The sequence below is a fragment of the Actinoallomurus sp. NBC_01490 genome (assembly GCF_036227085.1).
In the GTDB taxonomy this organism is placed as follows: domain Bacteria; phylum Actinomycetota; class Actinomycetes; order Streptosporangiales; family Streptosporangiaceae; genus Actinoallomurus; species Actinoallomurus oryzae.
The window spans coordinates 6,576,877-6,599,174 of record NZ_CP109433.1 but is presented as its reverse complement, the minus strand read 5'-3'; the positions used below and the strand labels follow the sequence as shown (position 1 = coordinate 6,599,174).

Annotated in this window: 23 protein-coding genes; 11 read left to right on the top strand and 12 right to left on the bottom strand. The window is 72.6% G+C overall.

What is annotated here, in order from left to right:
* Nucleotides 1-82 precede the first annotated feature (82 nt).
* Both OG417_RS30865 and OG417_RS30860 read left to right on the top strand, forming a co-directional pair.
* On the top strand, nucleotides 83-994 hold the full coding sequence (locus OG417_RS30865; protein WP_329236001.1) for an alpha/beta hydrolase: 912 nt from the start codon (nucleotides 83-85) through the stop codon (nucleotides 992-994).
* Nucleotides 991-1,776 (top strand): enoyl-CoA hydratase/isomerase family protein, encoded by a 786-nt coding sequence (locus OG417_RS30860; protein WP_329235998.1) that lies wholly within the window; start codon nucleotides 991-993, stop codon nucleotides 1,774-1,776. The genes OG417_RS30865 and OG417_RS30860 overlap by 4 nt, the downstream gene beginning before the upstream one ends.
* A 7-nt stretch (nucleotides 1,777-1,783) precedes the next feature.
* Here OG417_RS30860 and OG417_RS30855 read toward each other — a convergent pair whose 3' ends face one another.
* On the bottom strand, nucleotides 1,784-2,215 hold the full coding sequence (locus tag OG417_RS30855) for an SRPBCC family protein (protein ID WP_329235996.1): 432 nt from the start codon (nucleotides 2,213-2,215) through the stop codon (nucleotides 1,784-1,786).
* A gap of 79 nt (nucleotides 2,216-2,294) precedes the next feature.
* On the opposite strand from OG417_RS30855, the gene OG417_RS30850 reads away from it, so the two are divergent.
* Complete coding sequence (locus OG417_RS30850) at nucleotides 2,295-3,761, top strand: class I adenylate-forming enzyme family protein (protein ID WP_329235993.1); 1,467 nt, start codon at nucleotides 2,295-2,297, stop codon at nucleotides 3,759-3,761.
* Nucleotides 3,762-3,790: 29 nt separating this feature from the next.
* Here OG417_RS30850 and OG417_RS30845 read toward each other — a convergent pair whose 3' ends face one another.
* Nucleotides 3,791-4,354, bottom strand: coding sequence for a TetR/AcrR family transcriptional regulator (locus tag OG417_RS30845; protein ID WP_329235991.1), 564 nt, complete (start codon nucleotides 4,352-4,354; stop codon nucleotides 3,791-3,793).
* 124 nt (nucleotides 4,355-4,478) lie between these two features.
* Between OG417_RS30845 and OG417_RS30840 the strand changes: the two genes are divergently transcribed.
* Entirely contained in the window at nucleotides 4,479-5,402 is a 924-nt protein-coding gene (locus OG417_RS30840; RefSeq protein ID WP_329235989.1) for an SDR family oxidoreductase, read from the top strand.
* A gap of 85 nt (nucleotides 5,403-5,487) precedes the next feature.
* On the opposite strand, the gene OG417_RS30835 is transcribed toward OG417_RS30840, so the two are convergent.
* The 5 genes from OG417_RS30835 to OG417_RS30815 form a co-directional block, all read right to left on the bottom strand.
* Nucleotides 5,488-6,669, bottom strand: a complete 1,182-nt coding sequence (locus OG417_RS30835; protein ID WP_329235986.1) for an acyl-CoA dehydrogenase family protein — start codon at nucleotides 6,667-6,669, stop codon at nucleotides 5,488-5,490.
* Nucleotides 6,670-6,794: 125 nt separating this feature from the next.
* On the bottom strand, nucleotides 6,795-7,337 hold the full coding sequence (locus OG417_RS30830) for an oxidoreductase (protein WP_329262738.1): 543 nt from the start codon (nucleotides 7,335-7,337) through the stop codon (nucleotides 6,795-6,797).
* A 136-nt stretch (nucleotides 7,338-7,473) separates the two neighbouring features.
* A complete protein-coding gene (locus tag OG417_RS30825; protein ID WP_329235984.1) occupies nucleotides 7,474-7,719 on the bottom strand; it encodes a hypothetical protein in 246 nt (81 codons plus the stop codon).
* Nucleotides 7,698-8,192: a hypothetical protein gene (locus tag OG417_RS30820; RefSeq protein ID WP_329235982.1), complete on the bottom strand. Its 495-nt coding sequence runs from the start codon at nucleotides 8,190-8,192 to the stop codon at nucleotides 7,698-7,700. Before OG417_RS30820 ends, OG417_RS30825 begins: the two co-directional genes overlap by 22 nt.
* 14 nt (nucleotides 8,193-8,206) lie before the next feature.
* Nucleotides 8,207-8,380, bottom strand: coding sequence for a hypothetical protein (locus tag OG417_RS30815; RefSeq protein WP_329235980.1), 174 nt, complete (start codon nucleotides 8,378-8,380; stop codon nucleotides 8,207-8,209).
* Here OG417_RS30815 and OG417_RS30810 point away from each other — a divergent pair.
* The 4 genes from OG417_RS30810 (at nucleotide 8,379) to OG417_RS30795 (ending at nucleotide 12,748) form a co-directional block, all read left to right on the top strand.
* The gene (locus OG417_RS30810; RefSeq protein WP_329235978.1) at nucleotides 8,379-10,199 is read left to right on the top strand and encodes a helix-turn-helix transcriptional regulator; all 1,821 of its coding nucleotides are present in this window, start codon (nucleotides 8,379-8,381) and stop codon (nucleotides 10,197-10,199) included. The genes OG417_RS30815 and OG417_RS30810 overlap by 2 nt on opposite strands.
* Before the next feature lie 94 nt (nucleotides 10,200-10,293).
* The gene (locus OG417_RS30805; RefSeq protein ID WP_329235976.1) at nucleotides 10,294-10,608 is read left to right on the top strand and encodes a PadR family transcriptional regulator; all 315 of its coding nucleotides are present in this window, start codon (nucleotides 10,294-10,296) and stop codon (nucleotides 10,606-10,608) included.
* On the top strand, nucleotides 10,605-11,357 hold the full coding sequence (locus tag OG417_RS30800; RefSeq protein ID WP_329235974.1) for an HAAS signaling domain-containing protein: 753 nt from the start codon (nucleotides 10,605-10,607) through the stop codon (nucleotides 11,355-11,357). Before OG417_RS30805 ends, OG417_RS30800 begins: the two co-directional genes overlap by 4 nt.
* A 233-nt stretch (nucleotides 11,358-11,590) precedes the next feature.
* Nucleotides 11,591-12,748, top strand: a complete 1,158-nt coding sequence (locus OG417_RS30795; RefSeq protein WP_329235972.1) for a sensor histidine kinase — start codon at nucleotides 11,591-11,593, stop codon at nucleotides 12,746-12,748.
* A gap of 51 nt (nucleotides 12,749-12,799) precedes the next feature.
* Here the strand turns inward: OG417_RS30795 and OG417_RS30790 are convergent, their stop codons facing one another.
* Nucleotides 12,800-13,369 (bottom strand): TetR/AcrR family transcriptional regulator, encoded by a 570-nt coding sequence (locus OG417_RS30790; RefSeq protein WP_329235970.1) that lies wholly within the window; start codon nucleotides 13,367-13,369, stop codon nucleotides 12,800-12,802.
* Between the two features lie 97 nt (nucleotides 13,370-13,466).
* Between OG417_RS30790 and OG417_RS30785 the strand changes: the two genes are divergently transcribed.
* Entirely contained in the window at nucleotides 13,467-13,811 is a 345-nt protein-coding gene (locus OG417_RS30785; protein WP_329235968.1) for a hypothetical protein, read from the top strand.
* Between the two features lie 186 nt (nucleotides 13,812-13,997).
* Nucleotides 13,998-14,567, top strand: a complete 570-nt coding sequence (locus tag OG417_RS30780) for a DUF4232 domain-containing protein (protein WP_329235967.1) — start codon at nucleotides 13,998-14,000, stop codon at nucleotides 14,565-14,567.
* Between the two features lie 10 nt (nucleotides 14,568-14,577).
* Here OG417_RS30780 and OG417_RS30775 read toward each other — a convergent pair whose 3' ends face one another.
* From OG417_RS30775 to OG417_RS30765, 3 genes are all read right to left on the bottom strand, one after another.
* A complete protein-coding gene (locus tag OG417_RS30775; protein ID WP_329235965.1) occupies nucleotides 14,578-17,655 on the bottom strand; it encodes a discoidin domain-containing protein in 3,078 nt (1,025 codons plus the stop codon).
* Between the two features lie 255 nt (nucleotides 17,656-17,910).
* Nucleotides 17,911-18,696, bottom strand: coding sequence for a hypothetical protein (locus tag OG417_RS30770; RefSeq protein WP_329235963.1), 786 nt, complete (start codon nucleotides 18,694-18,696; stop codon nucleotides 17,911-17,913).
* 1 nt (nucleotide 18,697) lies between these two features.
* A complete protein-coding gene (locus OG417_RS30765; RefSeq protein WP_329235961.1) occupies nucleotides 18,698-19,987 on the bottom strand; it encodes a VWA domain-containing protein in 1,290 nt (429 codons plus the stop codon).
* Between the two features lie 351 nt (nucleotides 19,988-20,338).
* Here OG417_RS30765 and OG417_RS30760 point away from each other — a divergent pair, with 351 nt between their 5' ends.
* Nucleotides 20,339-20,737 carry a hypothetical protein gene (locus tag OG417_RS30760; protein ID WP_329235959.1) on the top strand — a complete coding sequence of 133 codons (399 nt, stop codon included), beginning with the start codon at nucleotides 20,339-20,341 and terminating at the stop codon, nucleotides 20,735-20,737.
* Between the two features lie 36 nt (nucleotides 20,738-20,773).
* Here the strand turns inward: OG417_RS30760 and OG417_RS30755 are convergent, their stop codons facing one another.
* Nucleotides 20,774-21,985, bottom strand: a complete 1,212-nt coding sequence (locus OG417_RS30755) for a hypothetical protein (protein ID WP_329235957.1) — start codon at nucleotides 21,983-21,985, stop codon at nucleotides 20,774-20,776.
* Nucleotides 21,986-22,298: the final 313 nt, after the last annotated feature.

Sequence of the window (22,298 nt, the reverse complement as noted above, 5' to 3'; positions counted from 1 at the left end):
GGTCTCCGCGCGAACTCACCGGCCCGGGGCCGCGACGCGCCTGGGATAGGGTCGGCGCAAGCCGAGTCTGGAGGTCGAACGCATGCCGCTGCATCCGCAGTCAGTCGCGTTCCTGGAGATCATGCGGACCGGCGCGGCCCCGGCGGAGCCCGATATCGCCGAGATGCGCGCCGCCACCCGGATGAACCCCCACCGGGGCGCCGGACCGGAGCTGGCGGCGGTCGAGGACGCCGCCGTCGGCGCGATCCCGATCCGCACCTACCGCCCGGCGGACGGCGTGCTGCCCGCACTCGTCTACTTCCACGGCGGCGGCTGGTCGATCGGCGACCTGAACTCCGCCGACCCGATGTGCCGCCGACTCGCCGCCGAGGCGGGCTGCGTCGTCGTCAGCGCCGACTACCGGCTGGCGCCCGAGCACCCGTTCCCGGCCGCGGTCGAGGACGCCTACGCGGTGACGGCCGACGTCGTACGGCGCGCCGGGCACTACGGGGTCGCACCGGACGCGGTGGCCGTGGGCGGTGACAGCGCCGGCGGCAACCTCGCGGCCGTCGTCGCGCGCCTCGCCCGCGACGAGGGCATGGCGCTCGCCCACCAGCTACTGATGTGCCCCAACACCGACTCCGGGCTCGACTCGCCCAGCTTCACCGAGTTCGGCGAGGGCTACGGCCTGAGCGCGGCCGCGATGGCCTGGTTCTTCGGGCACTACCTCGGCGCCGCCGACCGCTCCGACCCGCGCGTCGCGCCGCTGCGCGCCCCCGACCTGTCCGGGCTGCCGCCGGCGACGATCCTCACGGCCGAGTACGACATCCTCCGCGACGAGGGAGAGGAGTACGCCCGCGCCCTCGCCGCCGCCGGTGTGCCGGTCGAGCTTCGCCGTTTCGACGGCATGATCCACAATTTCATCACGATGCCGGAGGTGTTCGACGACGCCGCCACGGCCCGCGCGTGGGTGGCGGACCGTCTCCGGCGCTCGTTCGGTCAGGAGGAGCGATGAGCTACGCGTCGTACGAGCGACTGAAGATCGACTGGGCCGCCGACGGAGTCCTGCGAGTGACGCTGAGCGCGCCCGGACGGCTCAACGCCGTCGACGCGACCGGCCACCGCGAGCTCGCCGAGATCTGGCGCGACGCCGACGCCGACGACGACGTGCGCGCCATCGTCGTCCGCGGCGAGGGCACGGCGTTCTCGGCCGGCGGCGACCTCGACATGATCGAGGAGATGATGGCCGACTACGAGGTGCGCTCCCGCGTCCTGCGCGAGGCCCGCGACATCGTCTACAACGTCATCAACTGCGCCAAGCCGGTCGTGAGCGCGATCCAGGGCCCGGCGGTCGGCGCGGGACTCGCCGTCGCCCTGCTCGCCGACATCTCGGTCGCCGGCCGCACCGCGAAGATCATCGACGGTCACACCCGGCTCGGCGTCGCGGCCGGCGACCACGCCGCGATCGTCTGGCCGCTGCTGTGCGGGCTGGCCAAGGCCAAGTACCACCTGCTGCTGTGCGAGCCGCTGACGGGCGAGGAGGCCGAGCGCATCGGGCTGGTCAGCGTCTGCGTCGACGACGACGAGGTGCACGAGAGGGCCCTGGAGATCGCCGGCCGTCTGGCCGGGGGAGCCACCCAGGCCATCGGGTTCACCAAGCTGGCGCTCAACAACTGGCTCCGCACGGCCGGCCCCGCCTTCGACGCGTCGCTCGCGATGGAGTTCTTCGGCTTCGCCGGCCCGGACCTGCGCGAGGGCGTCCGTGCCCTCCGCGAGAAGCGCTCACCGAGGTTCTGAGCACCGGTCAGGTGAACCGCTCCTGGAGCGCGGCCAGGCCGGTGGCGAAGATGCCACGCGCGAACGTCTTGGTCAGCCACGCCTCGTCCTGAGCGTCGGCGTCGTAGCGCGCGAACCACTCGGCGAAGGCGAGCCCGGTGTCCGTCACCGGCGCCACCCTCAGCGTCGCGCGGTAGAACCGGACCGGGAACGGCCCCTCGAACAGGTCGTACGTCGAGGTGCGCTCGCCGTCGTCCAGCGCGACCAGGCGTTCGCGGAACACCTCACCGCCCGGCCCCGTCAGCCGGCGCACCGAGCCGACCTGGTCGCCGGCGCCGTGTTCCAGCTCGCCCGTCACGATGCCCGGATGCCACTCGGCGATGTTGCCGAAGTCGCGGAGGTAGGCCCACACCCGGTCGGCGGAGACCGGCAGGACGGTGCTGGCGTACGGCTTGGGCATCGAAATCGCTCCTGGTGTTGTGTTCTCCTGGATGAGGTTCCCTCCGATCCGGGGGAGCACGCGCGGACCGGGAGGGCGGATGCTGCTCGGAGATCTCGCTCATCGCGGCGGTGCGCTGTGGCCGTCACGCACCGCCTTCGCCTGGACGGGCGGCCGCCGCACGTACGGGGAGCTCGCGGAGCGCGTCGAACGGCTGGCCGGGGTGTTCGCCGCCGGTGGCGTGCGGCCGGGCGGCCGGATCGCGCTGCTGACCGTCAACATGCCGGAGGCGCTGGAGACCGCGTTCGCCGCGTCGCTGCTCGGCGCGTGCGTGGTGCCGCTCAACGTCCGCCTGGCGCCGGCCGAGATCCGCTTTCAGGTCGAGGACGCCGCCGCCGCGCACGCGGTGGTGCATCCCGCGCTCGAACCGCTCGCGCGTGCGTCCGGGCTGCTCGGCCTGGCCCACTGGGTGATCGGCGAGGAGCTGGAGGCCCGGCTCGGCGCGGCCACCGGGCCGCTTCCGCCGCGGCCCGGCGCCGACAGCCCGGTGATCAGCCTGTACACCTCCGGGACGACCGGGCGGCCGAAGGGCTGCCTGCTGACGAACCGCGGCTGGGTGGCCGCGACGGCCAACGCCGTGCAGGGGCTGGGCGTCACCGCCGACGACCGGCTGCTCGCGACGCTGCCGCTCTTCCACGTCGCCGGGTACGGCGCGGCGCTCGCCCACCTGGCGACGGGCGGCACCGTGGTCTTCCCGTCCGGCGCGGGCCTGGATGAGACATGGTCGCTGGTGACCGAGCACGGCGTCACGGTGGCGATCTTCCCGGCCGGCACGCGCCGGGCGCTCCGGCACCCCGCGGCCCGGCCGATCCGCCTGGTGTACGGCATGGCGGGCACCGAGCGGGCCGCGACGCTGCGGATGCTCGCCGAAACCGGCATCGACTACCGGGGCGTGTACGGCTCGACCGAGGCGGGCAACTTCGTGTCCGTCTCCACCCTCGCCGACGAGCTGGCGCGGCCGGGCACCGCCGGCCGCCCGCTGCCCGCCTTCGACGTGATGGTCGACGCGCCGCCGGGCGACGTGGGGGAGCTGCTGGTCCGCGGCCCGTCGACGATGGCCGGGTACGCGAACCTGCCCGAGGCGACCGCCGAGACGTTGCGCGGCGGATTCCTGCACACGGGCGACGTGATGCGCCGCGACGACGACGGGTACCTCTTCTTCGTCGACCGCGCCAAGGACATGATCAAAACGGGCGGGGAGAACGTCTACTCCGCCGAGGTCGAACGCGTGCTGCTCGCCCACCCGGCGGTCGGCGACGCCGCGGTCATCGGCGTGCCCGACCGCCGCTGGGGCGAGGCGGTCAAGGCCCTGGTGGTGGTCCGCGAGCCGGTCGGCGCCGAGGAGCTGGACACGCACTGCCGCGAGCGCCTCGGGGCCTTCAAGCGTCCGCGCTGGTACGAGTTCGCCGAGGCGATCCCGCGCAACCACTCCGGCAAGATCCTCAAACGCGACCTGCGCGCGGCGCACGACCCGGCGGTGGCCGTACGCCTGCCCGAGCGCTCCTGAACGCCCGTCAGCGGGACTTCGAGGCAGGCCTACGAGCCCGTGGTCACGGCCTTGAGCTCGTCGAGTGACTCGCGGATGAGCTGTGGTAGGTCCTTGTTCTCGGCCTCGCCGATCCAGCGGACGAACGCGACCTTGAAGACGGCGATTCCCGCCTCGGCGGCCAGGCTCGCGGCCAGGTCCGGGACGCCGCGCCCGCGCAGCGCGCCGGTGAGTGCCGAGGCGAGGGAGGACAGCTTGATCAGCTCGCGCTCGCGCAGCTCGGCGTTCGCGTCGATGATGGCCTGCCGCTGCCGGGAGAACTCACGGTCCAGGAGCACGGTGCCCGTGGTCTCCAGGGCCGCGGCCACCGCGTCGATCGGGGCGGCGGAGTCCGGCGCGTCGGTGACGGCGCGTACGAACAGGTCCTCCAGCACGGCCCCACCGGCGAACAGGACCTCACGCTTGTCGGCGTAGTGCCGGAAGAACGTACGCTCCGTCAGCCCGGCCCGCTTGGCGATCTCCGCCACCGTGGTCTGTTCGAACCCGCGTTCGGCGTAGAGCTCCAGTGCCGCCTGCGCGAGCCTGCCGCGCGCGTTCGGCTGCCATCGACCCATGCCCCCGATCGTAGCCTGATGACAGCGACTGACATGCTTGCTGTATTGTGATGACAGCGGCTGACATCGGTCGCCCCTCGCGCGTCCTCCTCGCCGAGGACGTCCACTCATCGGAGGTTTCGTCATGCGCGTTTTCGTCACCGGCGCGTCCGGCTGGATCGGCTCCGCCGTCGTTCCCGAGCTCATCGGCGCAGGTCACCAGGTCACCGGGCTGGCGCGCTCGGACGCCTCGGCCGCCGCCCTCACCGCGGCCGGGGCCCAGGTGCGGCGCGGCACTCTCGACGATCTCGACACCCTGAGGAGCGCGGCCGCCGCGTCCGACGGCGTGATCCACCTCGCGTTCAAGCACGACATCGCCTTCTCGGGCGACTTCCAGGGCGCCGCCGACGCGGACCGCCGTGCGGTCGAGACGTTCGCCGAGGCGCTCGCCGGATCCGATCGCCCGTTCGTCCTCGCCTCCGGGCTGCTCGGGCTCGCTCCCGGGCAGGTCGCGACCGAACGGGACGGCCGGGAGCCCGCGCCGGCCCAGGCGGGGCCGAGCGCCCGGATGGCCACCGCGCAGCTGACGCTGTCCCTCGCGTCCCGCGGCGTCCGCTCATCCGTGCTGCGCCTGCCCCCGACGGTGCACGGGGAGGGTGACCCCGGCTTCGTGGCGGCCCTGGTCGGCTTCGCCCGCGCCAACGGCTTCTCCGGCCACGTCGGGGACGGGACCAACCGCTGGCCCGCCGTGCACCGGCTCGACGCCGCGAACCTGTTCCGCCTGGCGCTGGAGAAGGCCCCGGCGGGATCGGTGCTGCATCCCGTCGCCGACGAGGGCGTGCCGACCCGCGCCATCGCCGAAGTGATCGGCCGGCACCTCGGCCTTCCGGTGGCCGCCGTATCCCCCGAAGACGCGGGCGAGCGTTTCGGCTGGCTGGCCCCCATGTTCGCGGCCGACAGCCCGGCCTCGAGCGCGCTGACCCGCCAGTGGATGGACTGGCGGCCGGCTCAGCCCGGGCTCATCGACGATCTCGACAAGGGCCACTACTTCCACGCCGCGTCCGCCTGACACGCCGCCCTGGACCTGACGCGGGCCCGGCGCCGGACGGTCACCATCGGCGGGCCGGCGCCGGTCACCCCCGGGCGCCGCGGGCTCAGTAGGACTTCGGCAGTCCCAGCTCGTGCTGGGCGATGTGCGCCAGGACGAGTTCCTCCGCGACCGGGATGCTCTTGCCGATCCGGGCGTCGCGGAACAGCCGGGCCACCGGATATTCCAGGGAGTAGGCCATGCCGCCGTGCGCCTGGAACATCCGGTCGGCCGCCTGCCAGCCCGCCTCCGCGGCGGTGAGCTTGGCGATGTTGGCCTCCGAGCCGCAGGGCCGCTGCCGGTCCCACAGCCACGCCGCCTTGTACGTCATCAGGCGGGCCAGCTCCACCTGGGCCTTGACCCGCGCGAGCGGGAACGCGACCGCCTGGTTGGCGCCGATGGGCCGCCCGAACGGAGCGCGGTCCTTCGCGTAGTCGCAGGCCACCTTGAGGCACAGTTCACCGCTGCCGACCGCGCCGGCGGCGGCGATGATCCGTTCGGGGTTGAGGATGTCCCACAGCACGGCGAAGCCCTCGTCCACCCGGCCGATGACGTTCGCGGCGGGGACGCGGACGTCGTCGAGGAAGACCATGTTCGAGGCGACCGTGTTGGTGCCGAGCTTGGGGATCGGCCGGTAGGTCAGGGTGCCGGCCGCGACCGCCTCCTCGATGTCCACCAGCAGGATCGTGAACCCGCTGACCCGCGGCTTCGCCTCGGCGGCCGGGATCGTCCGGGCGACCAGGACCATGTGGCGGGCGCGCTCGACTCCGGAGATCCAGATCTTCTGGCCGGTGACCAGGAAGTCCTCACCGTCACGGCGGGCCTGGGTGGCGATGTTGATCGCGTTGCTCCCGGCGTCGGGCTCGGTGATGGCGAAGCAGGTCTCCGACCGGCCGGCGGCCAGGGCGGGCAGCAGCGCGCGCTTCTGCTCCTCGGTGCCGTGGCGGGCGATGGTCAAGGCGCCGAAGGCGGGGGTGAGCAGGTAGAGGAAGGAGGCCGCCGCGCCCGCCCCGGAGGCGGCGAGGGCCTCGGCGGCGACCGCGAGCTCGAGCAGGCCCTGCCCGCCGCCGCCGTACTCCTCGGGCACGGCGAGGCCGAGCCAACCGCCGTCGGCGAGCGCGCGCCAGACCTCCTCGGGCCAGCGCTTGTCCGCGTCGCAGCGATCCCAGTAGTCCAGCCCGTGGCGCGCGCCGATCGCGGCGACCCCGTCCCGTACGGCGACGGCACTCTCCGGCAGGTCGAAATCCACCCGAACCTCCTTCGGTTTTGCTGCGGACCACAGTAGCGAGCGCGAGGGCCGGCGGAATGAGTGATCTACAACGTAAAGGACGACGCCGAGGTCGACGATCGTCTCTCGACCCGGGTGGCGGGTGGTCAGGCCGCGGCCTCGGTCATGGGCGGGTAGTCGGTGTATCCCTCGGCGCCGCCACCGTAGAGCTTGCCGAGGTCCGCCTCGGCGAGCGGGTGCCGTGTCCGTAGCCGCTCCACCAGGTCGGGGTTGGCGACGTAGGACCGGTCGAAGGCGACCATGTCCGCGGTTCCGCCGGCGACGGCCCGCTCCGCCGACGCGGCGTCGTAGCCGCCGCCGACGATCAGCGTTCCGCGGTAGGCGGCGCGGACCTCGGTGAGGAACGCCTCATCGAACGCCGGGCCGAGGCCGTTGCGCTCGCGGTGGCTCGCCTGTGCGGTCACGTTCAGATACGCCGCGCCGGCCCGATCCAGCTCGGCGGCCAGCCGGAGGTAGAGCTCGCGCCAGTCGTCGAACGGCGCGCTGCCGTTGACGACGCCGTTCGGTGACACCTTCACCCCGACCGGCAGCCCGGCCGCGCGGGCGGCCTCGACGACCTCCACCGTGAAGCGCACGCGGTTCTCGATCGAGCCACCGTGGTCGGCTCGGTCGGCGTGCCCTGCGGCCAGGCGGCCCGGTTGCGGGTCATCGACGACATGGCGACGCAGTTGGCCAAGGTGAGTGAGCCGAGTTCGTACGGTGTGTACAGCGACATCGTGATGTCCTTTGAGAACGGTGATCGGAAGGGGTTCGGGGGCGGAGCGGTCAGGCGTGCCGGGCGAGAGCGGGGGATCCGCCGGGGCAGGGCGGCAGGTCGTGGTGGGGGCTCAGCGGGGCGGCGGCGCGGGCCGCGGCGGAGCGGTGCCGGCCGCGCAGGGAGACGGCGGCCGCCAGGGCGACCAGTCCGATGACGCCCACGCCATAGCCGTAGGCGGTGGCGAACAGGCCGAGGTGGACGACGGCGATCCCGGCGGCCACCGCCGGCAGGCTCAGCCCGAGGTAGGACGCCACGTAGATCGCGGTGACGACCTCGGCGCGGCGTGCTGTGGGCCCAGGCCGGTGAGGGTGCGCAGCGCGCCGGAGAACGACGGGCCGAAGCCCGCGCCGGCGAGCACTGTCCCGATGACGAACAGCGGCGTGAGCTGCGCGGCCAGGGCGGTCATTGCCAGCGCGCCCCCCGTGACCAGCAGGGTGGATCCGCCGTAGAGGGCCCGTTCGGGCGACCAGGCCCGGGTCAGCAGCGCCATCACCGCCCCGGTACCGTTCAGCGCCACGATCACCAGGCCGCCCAGCAGATGGTCGGTCGAGTGCGACAGCGCGGCGATGACGGTCGGGCCGAGCGAGAGATAGAACCCGGCCAGCGCCCAGGTGGCCACCACGGAGGGGAGCAGCGCGAGGTAGGCGCCGCGGACCTGAGGCGGCAGCGTCACCTGCGGACGTAGCGAGCCGCGCCAGGCGCCGTCGGCGGTGACCGTCTCGGGCATGGCGGCCACCAGCGTCAGCAGTCGCCGAACACCGCCAGCAGCAGCCAGTAGACCAGGCGCGTGGGTGCCGGGCCGTACTCGACCAGCAGCCCTGATCCGAGGGCGCCGAGCGCGCTGCCGCCCGCGGAGGACACGTTGGTCATCAGCGCGCCCAGCCGGGAGCCGGGCCGCTGCAGATCGATCATCATGGCGCTGATCGCGCCGGACGCTGCGCCGGCGGCCGGCCCCTGCAGCATCCGGCCCGCCACCAGCCACGCCACCCCGCGCGCGGCGCTGGCGGAACGACTGGCCGCGCACGCCGCCCTCGCCGCCGCGCTGACCGGTTCCGCGGAGGCCGACCATCGTGCCTGGCGTCTGGCCAAGGCCACCGTCGGCACCGACGACCGGGTCGCCGCCGAACTCGAACACACCGCCCGGCGGGCGCGCGAACGCGGCGGGTACGAGGCGGCCGCGAGGGCCTACGACCAGGCGGCACGGCTCAGCTCGACCCCCGCCGACCAGGCCCGGCGGCTCACGCTCGCGGGCGAGGCGGCCGCCGAGACCGCCCGGCTCAACGACGCGCGAGCGGCCGCCGAACGCGCCGCGGCGCTGGCCGCCGACCCGCCGCTGCTCGCGCGGATCGCGCGTGTGCGGGCGACCGCCGACTTCAAGCAGGGCCGCCCGCGCTCGGCGCACGCCCTGTTGACCGAGGGCGCGGTCCACATCGCGGGCACCGATCCGCACCAGGAACTGCGGATGCACCTCACCGCCGCGAACGCCGCGTGGATCGCCGGCGACACGGACCTGCTCGCGGTCACCGCAGCGCGGCTGACGGCGTTCGAGCCGCCCGACGGCGACCCGATGGCCTCCGTGCACGCCTTCCTGGTCTGGATGACCCGGCTCGCGCTCGGGTCCCCGGCAGGTACGCTGCCGCCTCCCGGCCGGGTGGTCACCGAGGCGCGGGAGGCCGCCGTCCGCTGCCCGCACGACCTGTCGTTCATCGGCATCGGCGGTCTCGTCGCCGGTCAGGAGCGCCACACACGGGACGTGCTCGCAGCCATGGCGGCCGAAAGCCGGGTGCGCGGACGCCTGGGCTGGCTCGCCGCCATGCTCAGCCTGCAGAGCACCGCCGAGGTGCTGCTCGGCGAGCACACGAACGCCCGGACGACCGCGCAGGAGGCGCTCAGGCTCGCGCTCGACACCGGCCTGGTCTGGTGGATCCGGTACGCCAACGGCATCCTGGCCTACCTGGCCGCCGTCGAGGGCGACGAGGACTCCTGCCAGGCCCACGCGGCCGACGCGCTCGGCGGCCCGGCCGCCGCCCCCGGCGGCACCTGGGCGCACTGGGCACTCGCCCTGCTCGACCTCGGCGCGGGCCACGCGGAGCGAGCCGTGACGCGCCTGGACCTGGCCGCCCGTGGGCCCGTACGGTTCGGCACCCCGCTGACCCGCGGCATCCCCGACGTCGTCGAGGCCCTGGTGCGGCAGGCCATGCAGGCCGAGGCCGCCGACGCGCTCACCCACCTCACCGATTGGGCCTTCCGGATCGACCAGCCGTCCGTCGACGCGCTCGTCGCCCGCTGCCGCGCGCTGCTGACTCCGGACGCCGAGGACCACTACCGGACGGCTCTGGACCTGCATGAGAAGGACCCCCGTCCCTTCGAACAGGCCCGCACGGCCCTGCTGTACGGCGAGTGGCTCCGCCGCCGGCGCCGCAAGGGGGACGCCCGTCCGTACCTGTCCAGCGCACGGGGAACCTTCGAGTCCCTCGGCGCCCACCCGTGGGCGAAACGCGCCTCGGCCGAGCTGGGCGCGACCGGGGCCCGGCGCTCACCCGGATCGGCGACGCGGGGCCTTACCCCGCAGGAGCTGCAGGTCAGCCGGCTTGCCGCGCAGGGCCTGTCCAACAAGGAGATCGCGGCGCGACTGTTCCTGAGCCGGCGCACCGTCGGCTACCACCTGAACAAGGCATATCCCAAGCTGGGCGTCCTTTCCCGCAAGGAGCTCGCCACCGTCCCCCTCGCCTGACCGGGGTGTGGCGATCGCGCGCCGCTCCTGGTCGAGCCTTCACGGGCAACCGGGCACTGGACACCTCGTAAGGCTATGCCTAGCATTGCGAGGTATGAGACGAGAGCAACTCAAGGGGCATCTCGATCTGCTCCTGCTGTCCGTGCTCACCCGCGGGGCGGCGCACGGATACGCGATCATCGGTGAGCTCCGCGACCGGAGTGAGGGCGCCTTCGACCTGCCGGAGGGCACCGTCTACCCCGCGCTGCACCGGCTGGAGAAGAGCGGGCTGCTGCGCAGCTACTGGGCCGACGAGTCCGGCCGCCGGCGCCGGCTGTACGAGCTGACCGCGGCGGGCGCCACCGCCCTCACCGAGATGCGCGAGGAGTGGCGGACGTTCTCGGGGGGTGTACGGGCGGTGCTGGCGTGAACGACATCGAGCGCTACCTCCACCGGCTCGCGGTCGCGTTGCGCGGCTCCGGTGCCGACGTACCCCGGGTGCTCGCCGAGACGGAGGAGCACCTGCGTGACGCGATACGCGACGGTGTCGCGGAGGGGCTGACGGAGGAGGAGGCCGGGCGCCGGGCCGTCGCGCGCTTCGGCTCGCCGCGGGTCGTGGCGCGCCGGTTCGGCGGAGGGCTCGCCTGGCGCGAGGTCGTTCCGGAGTTCGCGCGGGTGGTCGTGCCCTCCGGCGCGATCGGGCTGGTCGCCATCGGTCTGAGCGGGCTCCTCGCGGAGGCGCTCGGCCGGCTCTTCGGCACGGCGTTCGTCGCGGGCGGCATGCCCGCGCGCTACACGTCGCGGCGATGCGCGGCGGTCGGAAACGCGGGACACGACTGCCTCAACGCCCTGATCCATGAGCATCTTCACGCGATCGTGAGGACGCGCGTCGTCTACGGGGCGCTCGGCCTGCTGGTGCTCGCCGGATACCTGCTGGCGCGCCGCCGTCTGGGCGCCGCGAGACTGGCGCCGCGGCCGGGCGTGGTGCCGCTGGCCGGGGCGACGCTGTACGGAGTGGCGGCGGCCGTCCTGCTGATCGACGGAGTGAGCGTGGTGACGTACGGCGGGACGCGCGCGGGGAGCGGCCAGAGCTGGAGCGACGGCGGCATCGCGCTCGTCATGTTCCTCGTGTACGCCCGGTCGCTCTACCGGGAGCGCTTTTCGCGATCTACAGCGTAAAGGCGGCGGCCCCTCGCGATACCTTCCGGCATCGCGGCGGGGGTGACGCCGGGCGACAACGGCCCAGCTCAGGCCCGCAAATGGCGGAACGCCGTCTCTGGGGCGGCGAGGGGCTGCACGGTATACTTGTCCTATTGGTCAACTGATCAATAGGACAAGCCGTGGATGCACGGGCCTCGCGATCATCGGCGGCGACCGATACGCGAAGGCAACCGCCTCGTCGCCGGTGGGTCATGCAAGCCTCAGGGGGGCGCTCCCAGCACACTGATGGCGACGCGGACGAGCGGGCCGCCCTGCAGCAGGTCGCGACCTTGGTGGCTCGTGGCGCCTCGCCGCCAGTGATCTTCAACGCGGCCGCGAGCGCGCTCGGCCGCTTGATCAAAGCGGACTACACCACGATCAACCGGTGCGAGACCGACCAGACGATGTCGATCGTCACGCTCTACTGCGCTCCCGGCGTTCCCGAGATCAAGATTCCCTTCGGAGGGCGCTGGCCGCTCAAGCCGGACACCGCCTCGGCGAAGGCCCTGCGAACCCACGAGCCGGCCCGGCGAGCCGCCGAGGCCATCCACAGCGAGATCGGCGACTGGCACCGGGCGACCAACGTCGGGTACGTCGTGGCCTGCCCCGTCATCGTCGAGGATCGGCTCTGGGGGACGATGGCCTGCCTGTACATCGGTTCCAGGCCGCCGCCGGGCGACACCGAAGAGCGCATGGGCCGCTTCGTCGAACTCCTGAACTCCACGATCATGCAGGCCGAGACGCGCGCCGAACTCATCGCCTCCCGCGCCCGCCTCGTCGCCGACGCCGACGCCACGCGACGGCGCATCGAGCGCGACCTGCACGACGGGGTACAACAGCACCTGATCGCGCTAACGCTCCAGCTCCGCGCGGCCGAGGCGAACGTGCCGTCCGGCCACGACGAACTCCGGCGGCAGCTGACCGACACGGCGGAGGGCCTGTCGGACGTACTGACCGAACTCCAGGAGATCTCGCGGGGACTGCAGCCCCCGATGCTGGCGCGGCGCGGCCTGCCGGCCGCCATCAAGGCACTCGTGTCCCGCTCTCCGGTGCCCGTCGAACTCCACATCGACGCGTGTGAGCGCCTCCCGGAAAAGTTCGAGGTGACCATTTATTACCTCATTTCGGAGGCGCTGACGAATGTGCTCAAATATGCGCATGCGTCCGCGGTGCGCATTGATCTCAAAAGTGATGACTCGCAGATCCGCCTGAGGGTGCGCGACGACGGGATCGGAGGAGCCGACCCCGCCCGGGGCTCCGGTCTGGCCGGTCTCGAGGACCGCGTCCAGGCGCTGGGCGGCACGATCCAGGTCACGAGCCCGACCGGGAGCGGCACGTCGCTGGCCGTGACGATCCCCTGCCCGTCTTAGCGGCGGCCGTTTTCGTGGCGGCGTGTAGAGCCCCTGTTCCGAGATCGAAGGTCAGCTCGCCGCGTCGCCGAGGTAGCGGGCGACGAGCCGCGCCAGCCGCGCGGCGACGGTCTCGGGCGGGTCCGTGGGCAGGACGACGTGGCTCATCGTCAGCCGGACGACCATGTCCACGAGCTCGACGACCGCGGTCTCGTCGGCCTGCGGCCACTGTCGCAGCGTGTGGGCGATGATGCGCTTCTTGGCCGCGAACAGCACGGGCTCGGCACGGGTGGTCATCAGCGGCAGCAGGTCCTCGCTGCCGGCGCCGGTCAGGATCGCCTTCTTGAGCGGGTCGTCGGCCGCGGTGGTGAGCGTGTACGACACGGCGTCGGCGACCGCGGAGTACAGGTCCTCGTGACGCGTCATGGCCTCGTCCACCGCGTCGAGGTAGCGGCCGTTCTCCCGGAGGTTCAGCGCCTCGGCCAGCCGCCACTTGTCCCCGAACTCGTTGTAGACGGTCTGCCGGCTGACCCCGACCGCGTCGGCGACGTCCTGCATCCGCACGCGCCGGAACCCCCGCTCGATGATCAGCGAGGCGGCGGCGTCGAGCAGGTCGTCGCGAAGAGTTCGGCGCTGCTGCATGGTTCCAGAATTCCAGATATCGGCATCGTCGAACATTCCTGTCATCCGGAAGGCCGGGACGTGCGTCCTCTCAAGGGAAAGAGAGAAGGGGGGCGCCATGAAGGTATGGCCACCGAGCAGGCCCCGTCGCACGGGCGCCCGCGTCCCGGCGCGCCACCCGCACGCCCCTACGCCTCTGGCGGACTGGGTGCTGCACGACGAGAAGCTGCTGGTGGAGACGAGGTTCGGGGGAGACCGCGAACGGTACGGCGCCTGGCGCGACCGGCTGTGGGCCGAGATGCACGACGCCATGCATCACCCCGGGCGCTCGCGGGAGTCCACCGCGGATGAGGAGTATGTCGTCAAGACAGCATTTGACGGTAACTGGGCGCAGTACCGCGTCTGCCGTGACCGCCTCCGTGAAGAGCTCTGGCAGATCATGAAGGTCACAAGAGAACACTGAGCCCTCCCTGGACGCCGCGCGGCCGGGTCATTCCCCCCGATCCCGGTCGCGCGGCTTTTTCTTGTTCTCCGGACGGTCGACGCCCAGCCGCAGCACATGGTTTACCGTGCGAGTTAAGAAAATAATCCCGGATTACTCCGAACATTTCTGCAATTCCGAAGCTCCAACCGATAAGAGGTGCTGCGCATGCACCTGAAAGGAGCCGAAGAGATGAAGAGGATGTCGGCGTGGACGCTGGTCGCCGTGGTGGCGGGCGCCGCGATCGCCGCGACGGGGGTGGCCGGTACGGCCGACGGCGCGACGCCGCGGCGGGAGTCCGCGGCCGACGCACCGGCGTGTCTGAAAGACCAGCTCCAGGCCCAGCTGTACGACGCCGGACTGGTCGGAGCGGGCAACGCGGGCACCATGGTCACGCTCACCAACACCTCCACGACGACCTGCGAGATCTCGGGGTACGTCACGCCGGAGATGCAGAACCCGGACGATCCCGATCTGCCGACCTACGCCAAGACCGGATCCACCTATTTCAACGAAGACCCCGGCGTGCACCCGGTGGAGCTTTCTCCCGGAGAACGGGCCAGTTGCGTCATGGCCTGGGGAAACGGGGACTCTTCCGACGGCGTGCAGCCGAAGACCCTGTGGCTCTGGCTGCCCAGCGACACGGACCACCATCTGACCGTGCCTTTCACGCCCGGATATGTGCGGGCGGGACGGATCACCGTCTCCGCCCTCGCCGCGCACACGCCGTTGCGTTAGGGGTGGATGGCTACCAGCTCTTGATGCCGGCGCCGTAGGGGTACAGAGGGTCTCCGTACGTGGTGGGCGGTGACTGACCCGCGTCGATCTTCGCTCGGATGTCGGAGCGTTCGGCGGCGGTCGCGCCCAGGTCGTACGGCAGGCTCCAGTCCTCGACGGCGTCGGCGGGTGTGTCGGTGCCGCCCGGTTCGAGGATCTGGTCGACGCTGCGCGGGAGCTGCCAGGGCAGCGTCCCGTGGGGTGTGTAGTCGCCGAAGAGCAGGGACGCGGTGGCCGGGCCGACCTCCTCGCCGCCGCGGTACGTCATCACGATGGCGTCGGCGATGCCGTTCCAGTCCGAGATGACGGTCGGCCGGGGCAGGTCCATGACGACGACGACCGGGATGCCCTGGTTGTGGAAGTTCTGGATGATGGCGAGCTGGTCCGCCGGCAGGTAGGGCTGTTCCTTCACCCATGCGGTGGCGTGGGTGTAGCTGGGTTCGCCGACCGCGACGACCGCCAGCTTGGGTGAGGGCGCGCTGTCGGCGTAGACGTTGACGCCCGCCGTCGCCGCCCGCGCCTTGATCGCGTCCAGGATGTCCAGCGAGCCGTAGTCGGGATGGAAGTAGCTGGTCCACACGCAGCACGACGCGCCGTCCGTGGCGCGCGGCCCGGCGACGACGATGTTGTCGCCCGCCTTGAGCTTCAGCGGGAGCACTCCGTTGTTCTTGAGCAGGGTGATGGACTCGCGCGCGGCCTGGTTCGCGAGCTTGGCATAGGACGGCTGGTGGAAGCGGTACGGGCCGTTCACCGGGTCGCCGTAGGGCCGGTCGAAGATGCCGAGTTCGAACTTCAGCCGCAGGATCCGGGTGACGGCGTCGTTGATCCGGGAGATCGGCACGCTGGACAGGAAACTCGAGATCGAGAATCCGGACGCGCCGGGGTCGGCGCCGCCCATGACGTCCGAGCCGGCGTTCGCCGCGCTGATCCACGCGCCGGAGGGCAGCCAGTCGGTCGTGATGAGCCCGGTGTAGCCCAGGTTGTTCCGCAGGTAGTCGAGGATGGGCTTGCTGTTGCCCGCGCCGGGCCCGCCCGGGTCGAGGTAGGAGCTGCCCGCGTAGCCGGGCATGATGTTGACGGCTCCGGCGTCCAGCGCGGCCCGCCACGGGATCATGTGGTACTTGATCGTCACCCCGTCGTAGACGATGCCCGCCTCACCGCCGGCCCCTTCTCCGGGCCAGTGTTTGACGGTCGCCAGCACCGATCCCGGGTTGAGCTCCGGCCCGCCCTGGAGTCCGGCCACGAGGGCTCGCACCTGCGCGGCGGCGACGTCGGCGTTCTCGCCGTTGCCCTCCTGGATGCGCGGGTAGAGCACCTTGGTGCCGACCTCGGCGAGCGGTCCCAGCACGCCGCGCGCGCCGACCTCGAGCTCCTCGCGGCGTTGCATGTCGCCGAGCTTGTAGTCGAGCGGGTAGTCCCTGCCCGCGGCCAGCGCGCTCTGCAGGGGGTACGTGGTCTGGTACCCGGAGATGGTGTCGCCCGCGGACACCGGCGGGATGCCGAGGCGGGTCCCCGCGGCGGCGACGAGCACGTTGTTGAGGTCGTTCGGCTGTGCCGGGCCGAAGTGCCAGCCCGACTGCGGGTACGTCTGGGCGTTGTAGAACATCTGGTACGCCTTCTCCTCCGGGGTCATCCGGGAGAGAAGGTCGGCCACCCGCGTCTCGACCGGCTGCCGCCAGTCCTCGTACGGCTCGATCGTGCCGTCCTTGTTGAGGTCGCGGGCGCCGTTCACGATCTTGACGCCGTCGCTCGCCGCCGTGACGGTCGGATGGTAGAGGCTGAACGTCCTGATGTTCGACGTGGTCCTGGTGCCCGAACCGGTCACCGAGACGACGTACCACTTGTACGTCCAGCGGTCGCCGATGTCCCAGGTCGGGGTGTAGCTGGTGCCGGTGGGCTCGGCGACCTTGGTGTAGAGGTCGAGCAGCCTCCCGGACGCGGTGAAGTCGTAGTCGGTGCGGCTGACGTTGATCCACACCTCGTAGTGCGCGGCGCCGGGCACGGAGTTCCAGGCGAGCATCGGACGGCGGGTGTCGGTGACCATCGCCTTGTCGGCCGGCGTCGTCAGCGCGAACTGGCCGGTGGTCGCCGGTGCCTTCGTGGGCGCCGAGAGCAGCGGCGGTTCGTCGTTCGTGGTGTCGACCGTGCCGAAGACCTGGAACTCCCAGAGCGAGTAGCCGTAGCCGGTGGCCCGTTTGGTGCCGTGGAAGCGGATGTAGCGGCCCTTGCCGGACAGGTCGAGGTTCTCGGTGCCGCCCTTGCCCGTCGTGGTCGAGTAGATGGTCGACCAGGACGTGCCGTTGTCGGACACGTCGATGTGGTAGCCGGTGGCGTAGGCGTTCTCCCAGATGAGCGTGGCGCCGGAGACGGTGGCGGCGCCGCCGAGGTCGACCTGGAGCCACTCGTCGTCGGTGTAGAGGCTGGACCAGCGGGTGTTCGTACGGCCGTCCAGCGCCGCCGCGGGTGCGTTGCCGCCCTCCGTCGAGGAGGCGGTGACCTGCTTGAAGGCGGAGATCGGCGTGGTGCTCGGGGGCGGCGCGGAGCCGCTCGTGCCGTACACCTGGAACTCCCACAGCGAGTAGCCCCACTGTGTCGCGCGTGCCGTGCCGTACATCCGGACGTAGCGCCCGCTGCCGGAGACGTTCAGCGTCTGGGTGCCCCCGGTGCCGGTGGTGGTGCTGTAGACGGTCGTCCAGGTGTTCGCGTCGCCGGATACCTGGACCTGGAAGGCGGTCGCGTACGCCGTCTCCCAGTTGAGGACGACCTGGCTGATGGTGGCCGAGGCGCCGAGGTCGACCTGGAGCCACTGGGGGTCGCTCGCGACGCTGGACCACCGGGTGGAGGTGTCCCCGTCCACGGCCGCCGCGGCGGTCGTGGTCGCGTTCTCCACCGACGAGGCGACGGCCGGCCTGCCCTGCGACAGCAGGGCGGGCGCCGCGCTCGCCGTTCGCGGCAGGGCGGCGCTCACGCAGGCCATGACCAGGGTCAGGGCGGCGATCACCGCCGTCGTCACGGTGGGGTGCACCGCCGTACGGGCACGGGGTCTCATGGGGCGTCTCCTCTTCGCGAGCACGACGGAGCGGCGGAGGGGGTGCCACCGTCGTGCGACGGGATGGGACACCGGATCCGGCGGCCGACTGGCGGGTCAGGGCCGCCGGAGGCCGGCGTAGGAGCGCTCTCCCGAGAGACTGATCGCGGCCAGGCGTGGTGTCAACCGTCTCGGAGGATATTTCTCACGCCTTATATTAAGGCCGCACGTATATCCTGCCCGCCGCGCGACGAGGCGGCGGGCAGGGACGCGGCGTCAGGAGAACCAGCGGCGCGGGTGGCGGGTGAGGCGGTAACCGCCGACGCCCGCGACGGCCGCGAGCAGGCCGCCGCCGATCGTCCACCACCACCGCGTGGACGGCCAGGAGAACCGGTTCCAGAAGTGCTCGCCCTCCTCGGCGGCGGCCGGGGCCGCCGAGGACCCCGCCTGCGGCGCGGACGTGCTCCCCGGGTCGGTCGCCGGTGAGAGCGGGGCCTTCAGGCGGGCGTTGTCCGGCTGGGCGTCGCCCTTCTTCGCCGTGATGGACAGGTCGGTCTGTATCGGCAGGCCGAGATCCTGTTCCGGCAGCCCGGTCGCCGACAGCCGTACGTAGTAGGTGCCCGGGAGGGGTTCGTCGGACCAGGGGTCGGCCCACGAACGGACCTGGCGCAGGAGGCAGTGGAGCGCGAGCGTCGCGGCGCCGGTCGCGGCGGTGGCCGTCTGTGAACCCGCCGTGCACGGCTGGCGGCGTCGAAGACCGTCGAAGACATCGACGGTCCAGGTCGCCGGCCCGTGCCGGCTCGAGCGGGTCGGCAGCGTGATCGTGATCGCGAGCCGGTCGGTCTCTCCGGCCGCCGCGTCGAACGACCAGTACAGGTAGTCGCCGGTGGAGGAGGAGACCCGTACCTGCTGGCCGGGCTCCACGGCGGTGGCGGTGAGGAAGGACGTCCCGGCGGTGCCGACCGTGGCGCTCGGGCTGGGCGAGGGCGTGTCGTCCGCCGCGGCCGGCCCGGCGACGGACAGACAGGCCAGGGCGGCGAGCCCCGCGAGTACGTACCGCATGTCAGTTCTCCTTCCACACGGCGACGCGCCAGCGGGCCAGCCATCCGGTGACCAGGCCGCCGATCAGTCCCGTTCCGGTCAGTACGAGCAGCAGCAGCCAGCCACGGCCCAGGGACGGGCCGCCCGGCGCAGGGGAGGCGGAGACCACGTCGACGGTGAGCTCCACCGGCATGCCGGGGTTGGTCTGCACGCCGGCGGGAGCGGAGAAGGAGTTGCTCACCACCAGGCAGACCAGGCCGTCACCGGAACCGTCCGTGGACGAGGACGCCGAGGGTTCGGGCGAGGCCGCCGGCCGCTGGTCCGACCAGCGCAGCCCGGTGGACAGCACGTCGGTACGCCCCCCGTCCGCGCCGGTGCCGCGCACGATCTCCTGGCCGCTCGTGGAGACGGCACGCAGCAGGACGCCGTAGTCGGGGTTGAGCCGCCGGTCGAGGGCGATGCTCACCGAGGCCCGCAGCTCCTGGCCGGGCGAGACCGCCACCCGGTACCAGCGGTGCTCGGCGAAGCGCTCACGGTCGGTGTAGACACCGGGCCCCAGCACCGGCGCCGCCGAACACCGGTCGGCGCCGCCCACCTGACGCGGCGTCCGGCGGTACGTGTCGTGCGCCCGGCGGACGAGCTGGTTCAGGCGGCTGGTGAGCTGGGTCTGGTGCTGGACGGCGGTGTACGTCCCGCCGGTCGCGTCCGCGATGCAGGTCAGCTGCTGCCGCACCCGTGCGTCCAGCGTGAGCCCGAGCGTGTCGACGACCAGGTGGGTGCCTGCCGCGGCGAGCTGCCGGGCCACGTCACAGGGGTCGGGCGCGCCGCAGGTGTCCTCGCCGTCGGTGATGAGGACGATCCGCCGGGTCGTCTCGCCGGTACCCAGGTCGTGGGAGGCGGCGCGCAGGGCGAGCCCGATCGGTGTCCATCCGGTGGGGCGCAGGGTCGCGATCGCGGCCTTGGCCTGAGGCTTGTCGACCGGGCCGACGGGGCTGATCTGCTGGGTGTCCCGGCAGCCGAGCGCCTGGCTGGCCGAGTTCGGCACGCGGGAGCCGAGCGCGCGGATGCCGAGCTGGGTCTCGGGGGGAAGGGCGTCCACCACCTCGTCGAAGGACTGCTGGGCGACCGACATACGGCTGCGGCCGTCGATGTCGTTGGCGCGCATCGAACCGCTGGAGTCCAGGACCAGCTCGACCTTCGGCGCCTCGCCGTCCGTCGGCTCGCCGGCCGTCGCGGGCACCGCGCCCAGCGCCGTCACGCCCGCCAGCACGGCGAGGAGCAGGCCCGCGGCGGGGCCACGTCTGATGATCACGCCGGTGGATCTTAATGATCTTGAGTGAGGCCGCCTAATCGGTCCCGCGGCGCGAATCGACGGGAGTTCCCGCCCGCGGGCGACGGCATCGACGCCGCGACGTTCCCCGCGAGAACCGTTCGCTGCGAACGGCCCTCGCCGCGGCGTCGGTCGGCGTCCGGAGACGTCTCGAAACCCGGTTTCGTACGGGGCGTGGCGGCGTGGCCGCCGGGTGGTGGCGGAGCGGATGGGGGATTGGTAACTTCTATCCGCTTCCGTCCGACCTTGGGCGAAGAGGCGCCATCGCCGCGCCTCGTCCGCGGGACGTGCCGTAAGCGTCCGTTCTCAGGCGATCGAGGTCCGGGTTCTCTCATGACGAAGCGCTGGATGATCCTGTCGGGCGTGCTCCTGGTGGCGGTGGTGGCCGTGGCGGCCGGGCTGATCACCTTCGGCGGGCACCGTACGCACACCGTGGCCGGGCGGACCCCCGTGTCCCCGGATCCGGTCGTGACACCGAGCCTCACGCCCGCCCCCACGCCGACACCGCACCGTAGAGCGAGACGGCACCACGCGGTGACGGCGCGGGCATCGGCGGCGTCGCGTCAGCGAGCGGCGCACGCGACGACACGCGACTCCGGCGCCGGCCAGGCGGATCCGTGCGCGCACAACCACCACTGCAGCGTGCCGCCGATGCCGCCGCTCAAGCCGGACCCGAGGCCGCCGGCCCCCGCGCCGACCCTGACGGTGACCGGCGCCCCCGCCGGAGGCTGAGCGGCCGTCCCCGGCGACGCCTTGATGCGGCCGGGGTCAGAGACGGTTCCACGCGTACGTGGGCAGGCCCTGGCTTTTCGCGATGGGCCTCCAGAGCTTGACCACCTGCCGCTTGGCCGGGCCCGCCTTGTCGTTGGCGGCGATGGCGGCCCGGTAGTGCGCCGTCAGCGGGGCGATCCGGCCGCCGCAGCCGCGCGCCTGGACCTCACGCGCCCAGGCGAGGTAGGCCTGGTCGGCGTCGAGGGAGTTCTGGTACGCGTTGATCATCCAACGGCGGAGCCGTGCGCCGTCGCGCAGCCGATCGACCTTCAGGCCCTTGGACTGCGACAGCTCCTGCTGGCGGTCGCGTACGACCTGCTGGAAGCCGGAGACGCCCGCGGCGACGTCGTCGCAGGTCCGCAGGGGAGCGGGCAGATGCCCGCGCGCGGTCTTGCCCGTCTCGAGGATCTTCTCGACGGCGGCGGCCTGCTGCGCGGCGGTCCCCGTGCCCGCCGTCGCGCCGGACGCCTGCGCGCCGTCGTCCTTCGAGCCGGAGAGCCCCTGCGTGAGGGCGTAGATCAGACCGCCGCCGAGCACGACCACCGCCGCGACGCCGCAGGCCAGCAGCAGCGTCTTCCGGTTCTTCCCGGGGTGATCGTCCCCCGGCGCGACCGGGACTCCCGGCGCACCCGGCTCGCCGGCGAGCGGCGGATATCCGTACGGCGCCGGCTCCGCCATCGGGCCGCCCGGGACGGGACCGGCCGGGCCGGGGTTGGCCAGGTACTGCGTGGCCGCCTCGGTCGCGGGCGGCGTCGGGCCCGCCCCCGGCCCGGCAGCCGGCGTCGAACCGGCGCCCGCCCCCGGCCCCGGCACCGGTCCCGGAGACCCGAACGGGCTCGGGTCTCCGAACGGGTTCGGATCCCCGTACGGGCCGAGGTCTCCGTACGGCTCCGGTACCGACACGCGGCCGGCGTTCCTGGGCGGCTCCGGCGGCGCCACCGGATAGGAGGTCCTGGGCGACGCGGGCGACGCGGGCGACGCGGGCGGCGGGGTCGCCGGCGGTTCGCCGGCCGCCTCCCAGTCGGTCACCGGCAGCGGCTCGGTCTTGGGGTTCGACGGCCCGGCCTGCGGCTCCGGGTCGTTCAGGGGTCGGAACAGCGAGCCCGGCTCCGGCCCGGGACGCTCGCCCGCCGCCGGAAGCGGCGCGCCGCACCAGGTGCAGGCGGACCGACCCGAGGGGACGTCGTTCTCACATGCCGGACACTTCATGCAGGGGTCCCTTTCTCGCCGACCATTGCCTGTCAGACGGAACATTGTGCCGTGCGCACGTGAGGGCCGAATCCGGTACCACCGTCGAGGGCGGGCCGGAACCCGTGCCCGGCGTCCGTGGCCCGTGACCGTGCCGCGCCCCGGGAGCCCGTGATCACCGGTGGCGGGGGCGACCGCAGCGGCGGCGTTGATCGACTCGGGAATGGCCTTTGACCTGCGGAGATGTGGGGGTAGGCTGGATGAGGTAACTGACCCCACCCCCATGGCTGCGGCACGCCCTCCTTTCGGCCGCGCGACGCCTCCCCCTTTCCCC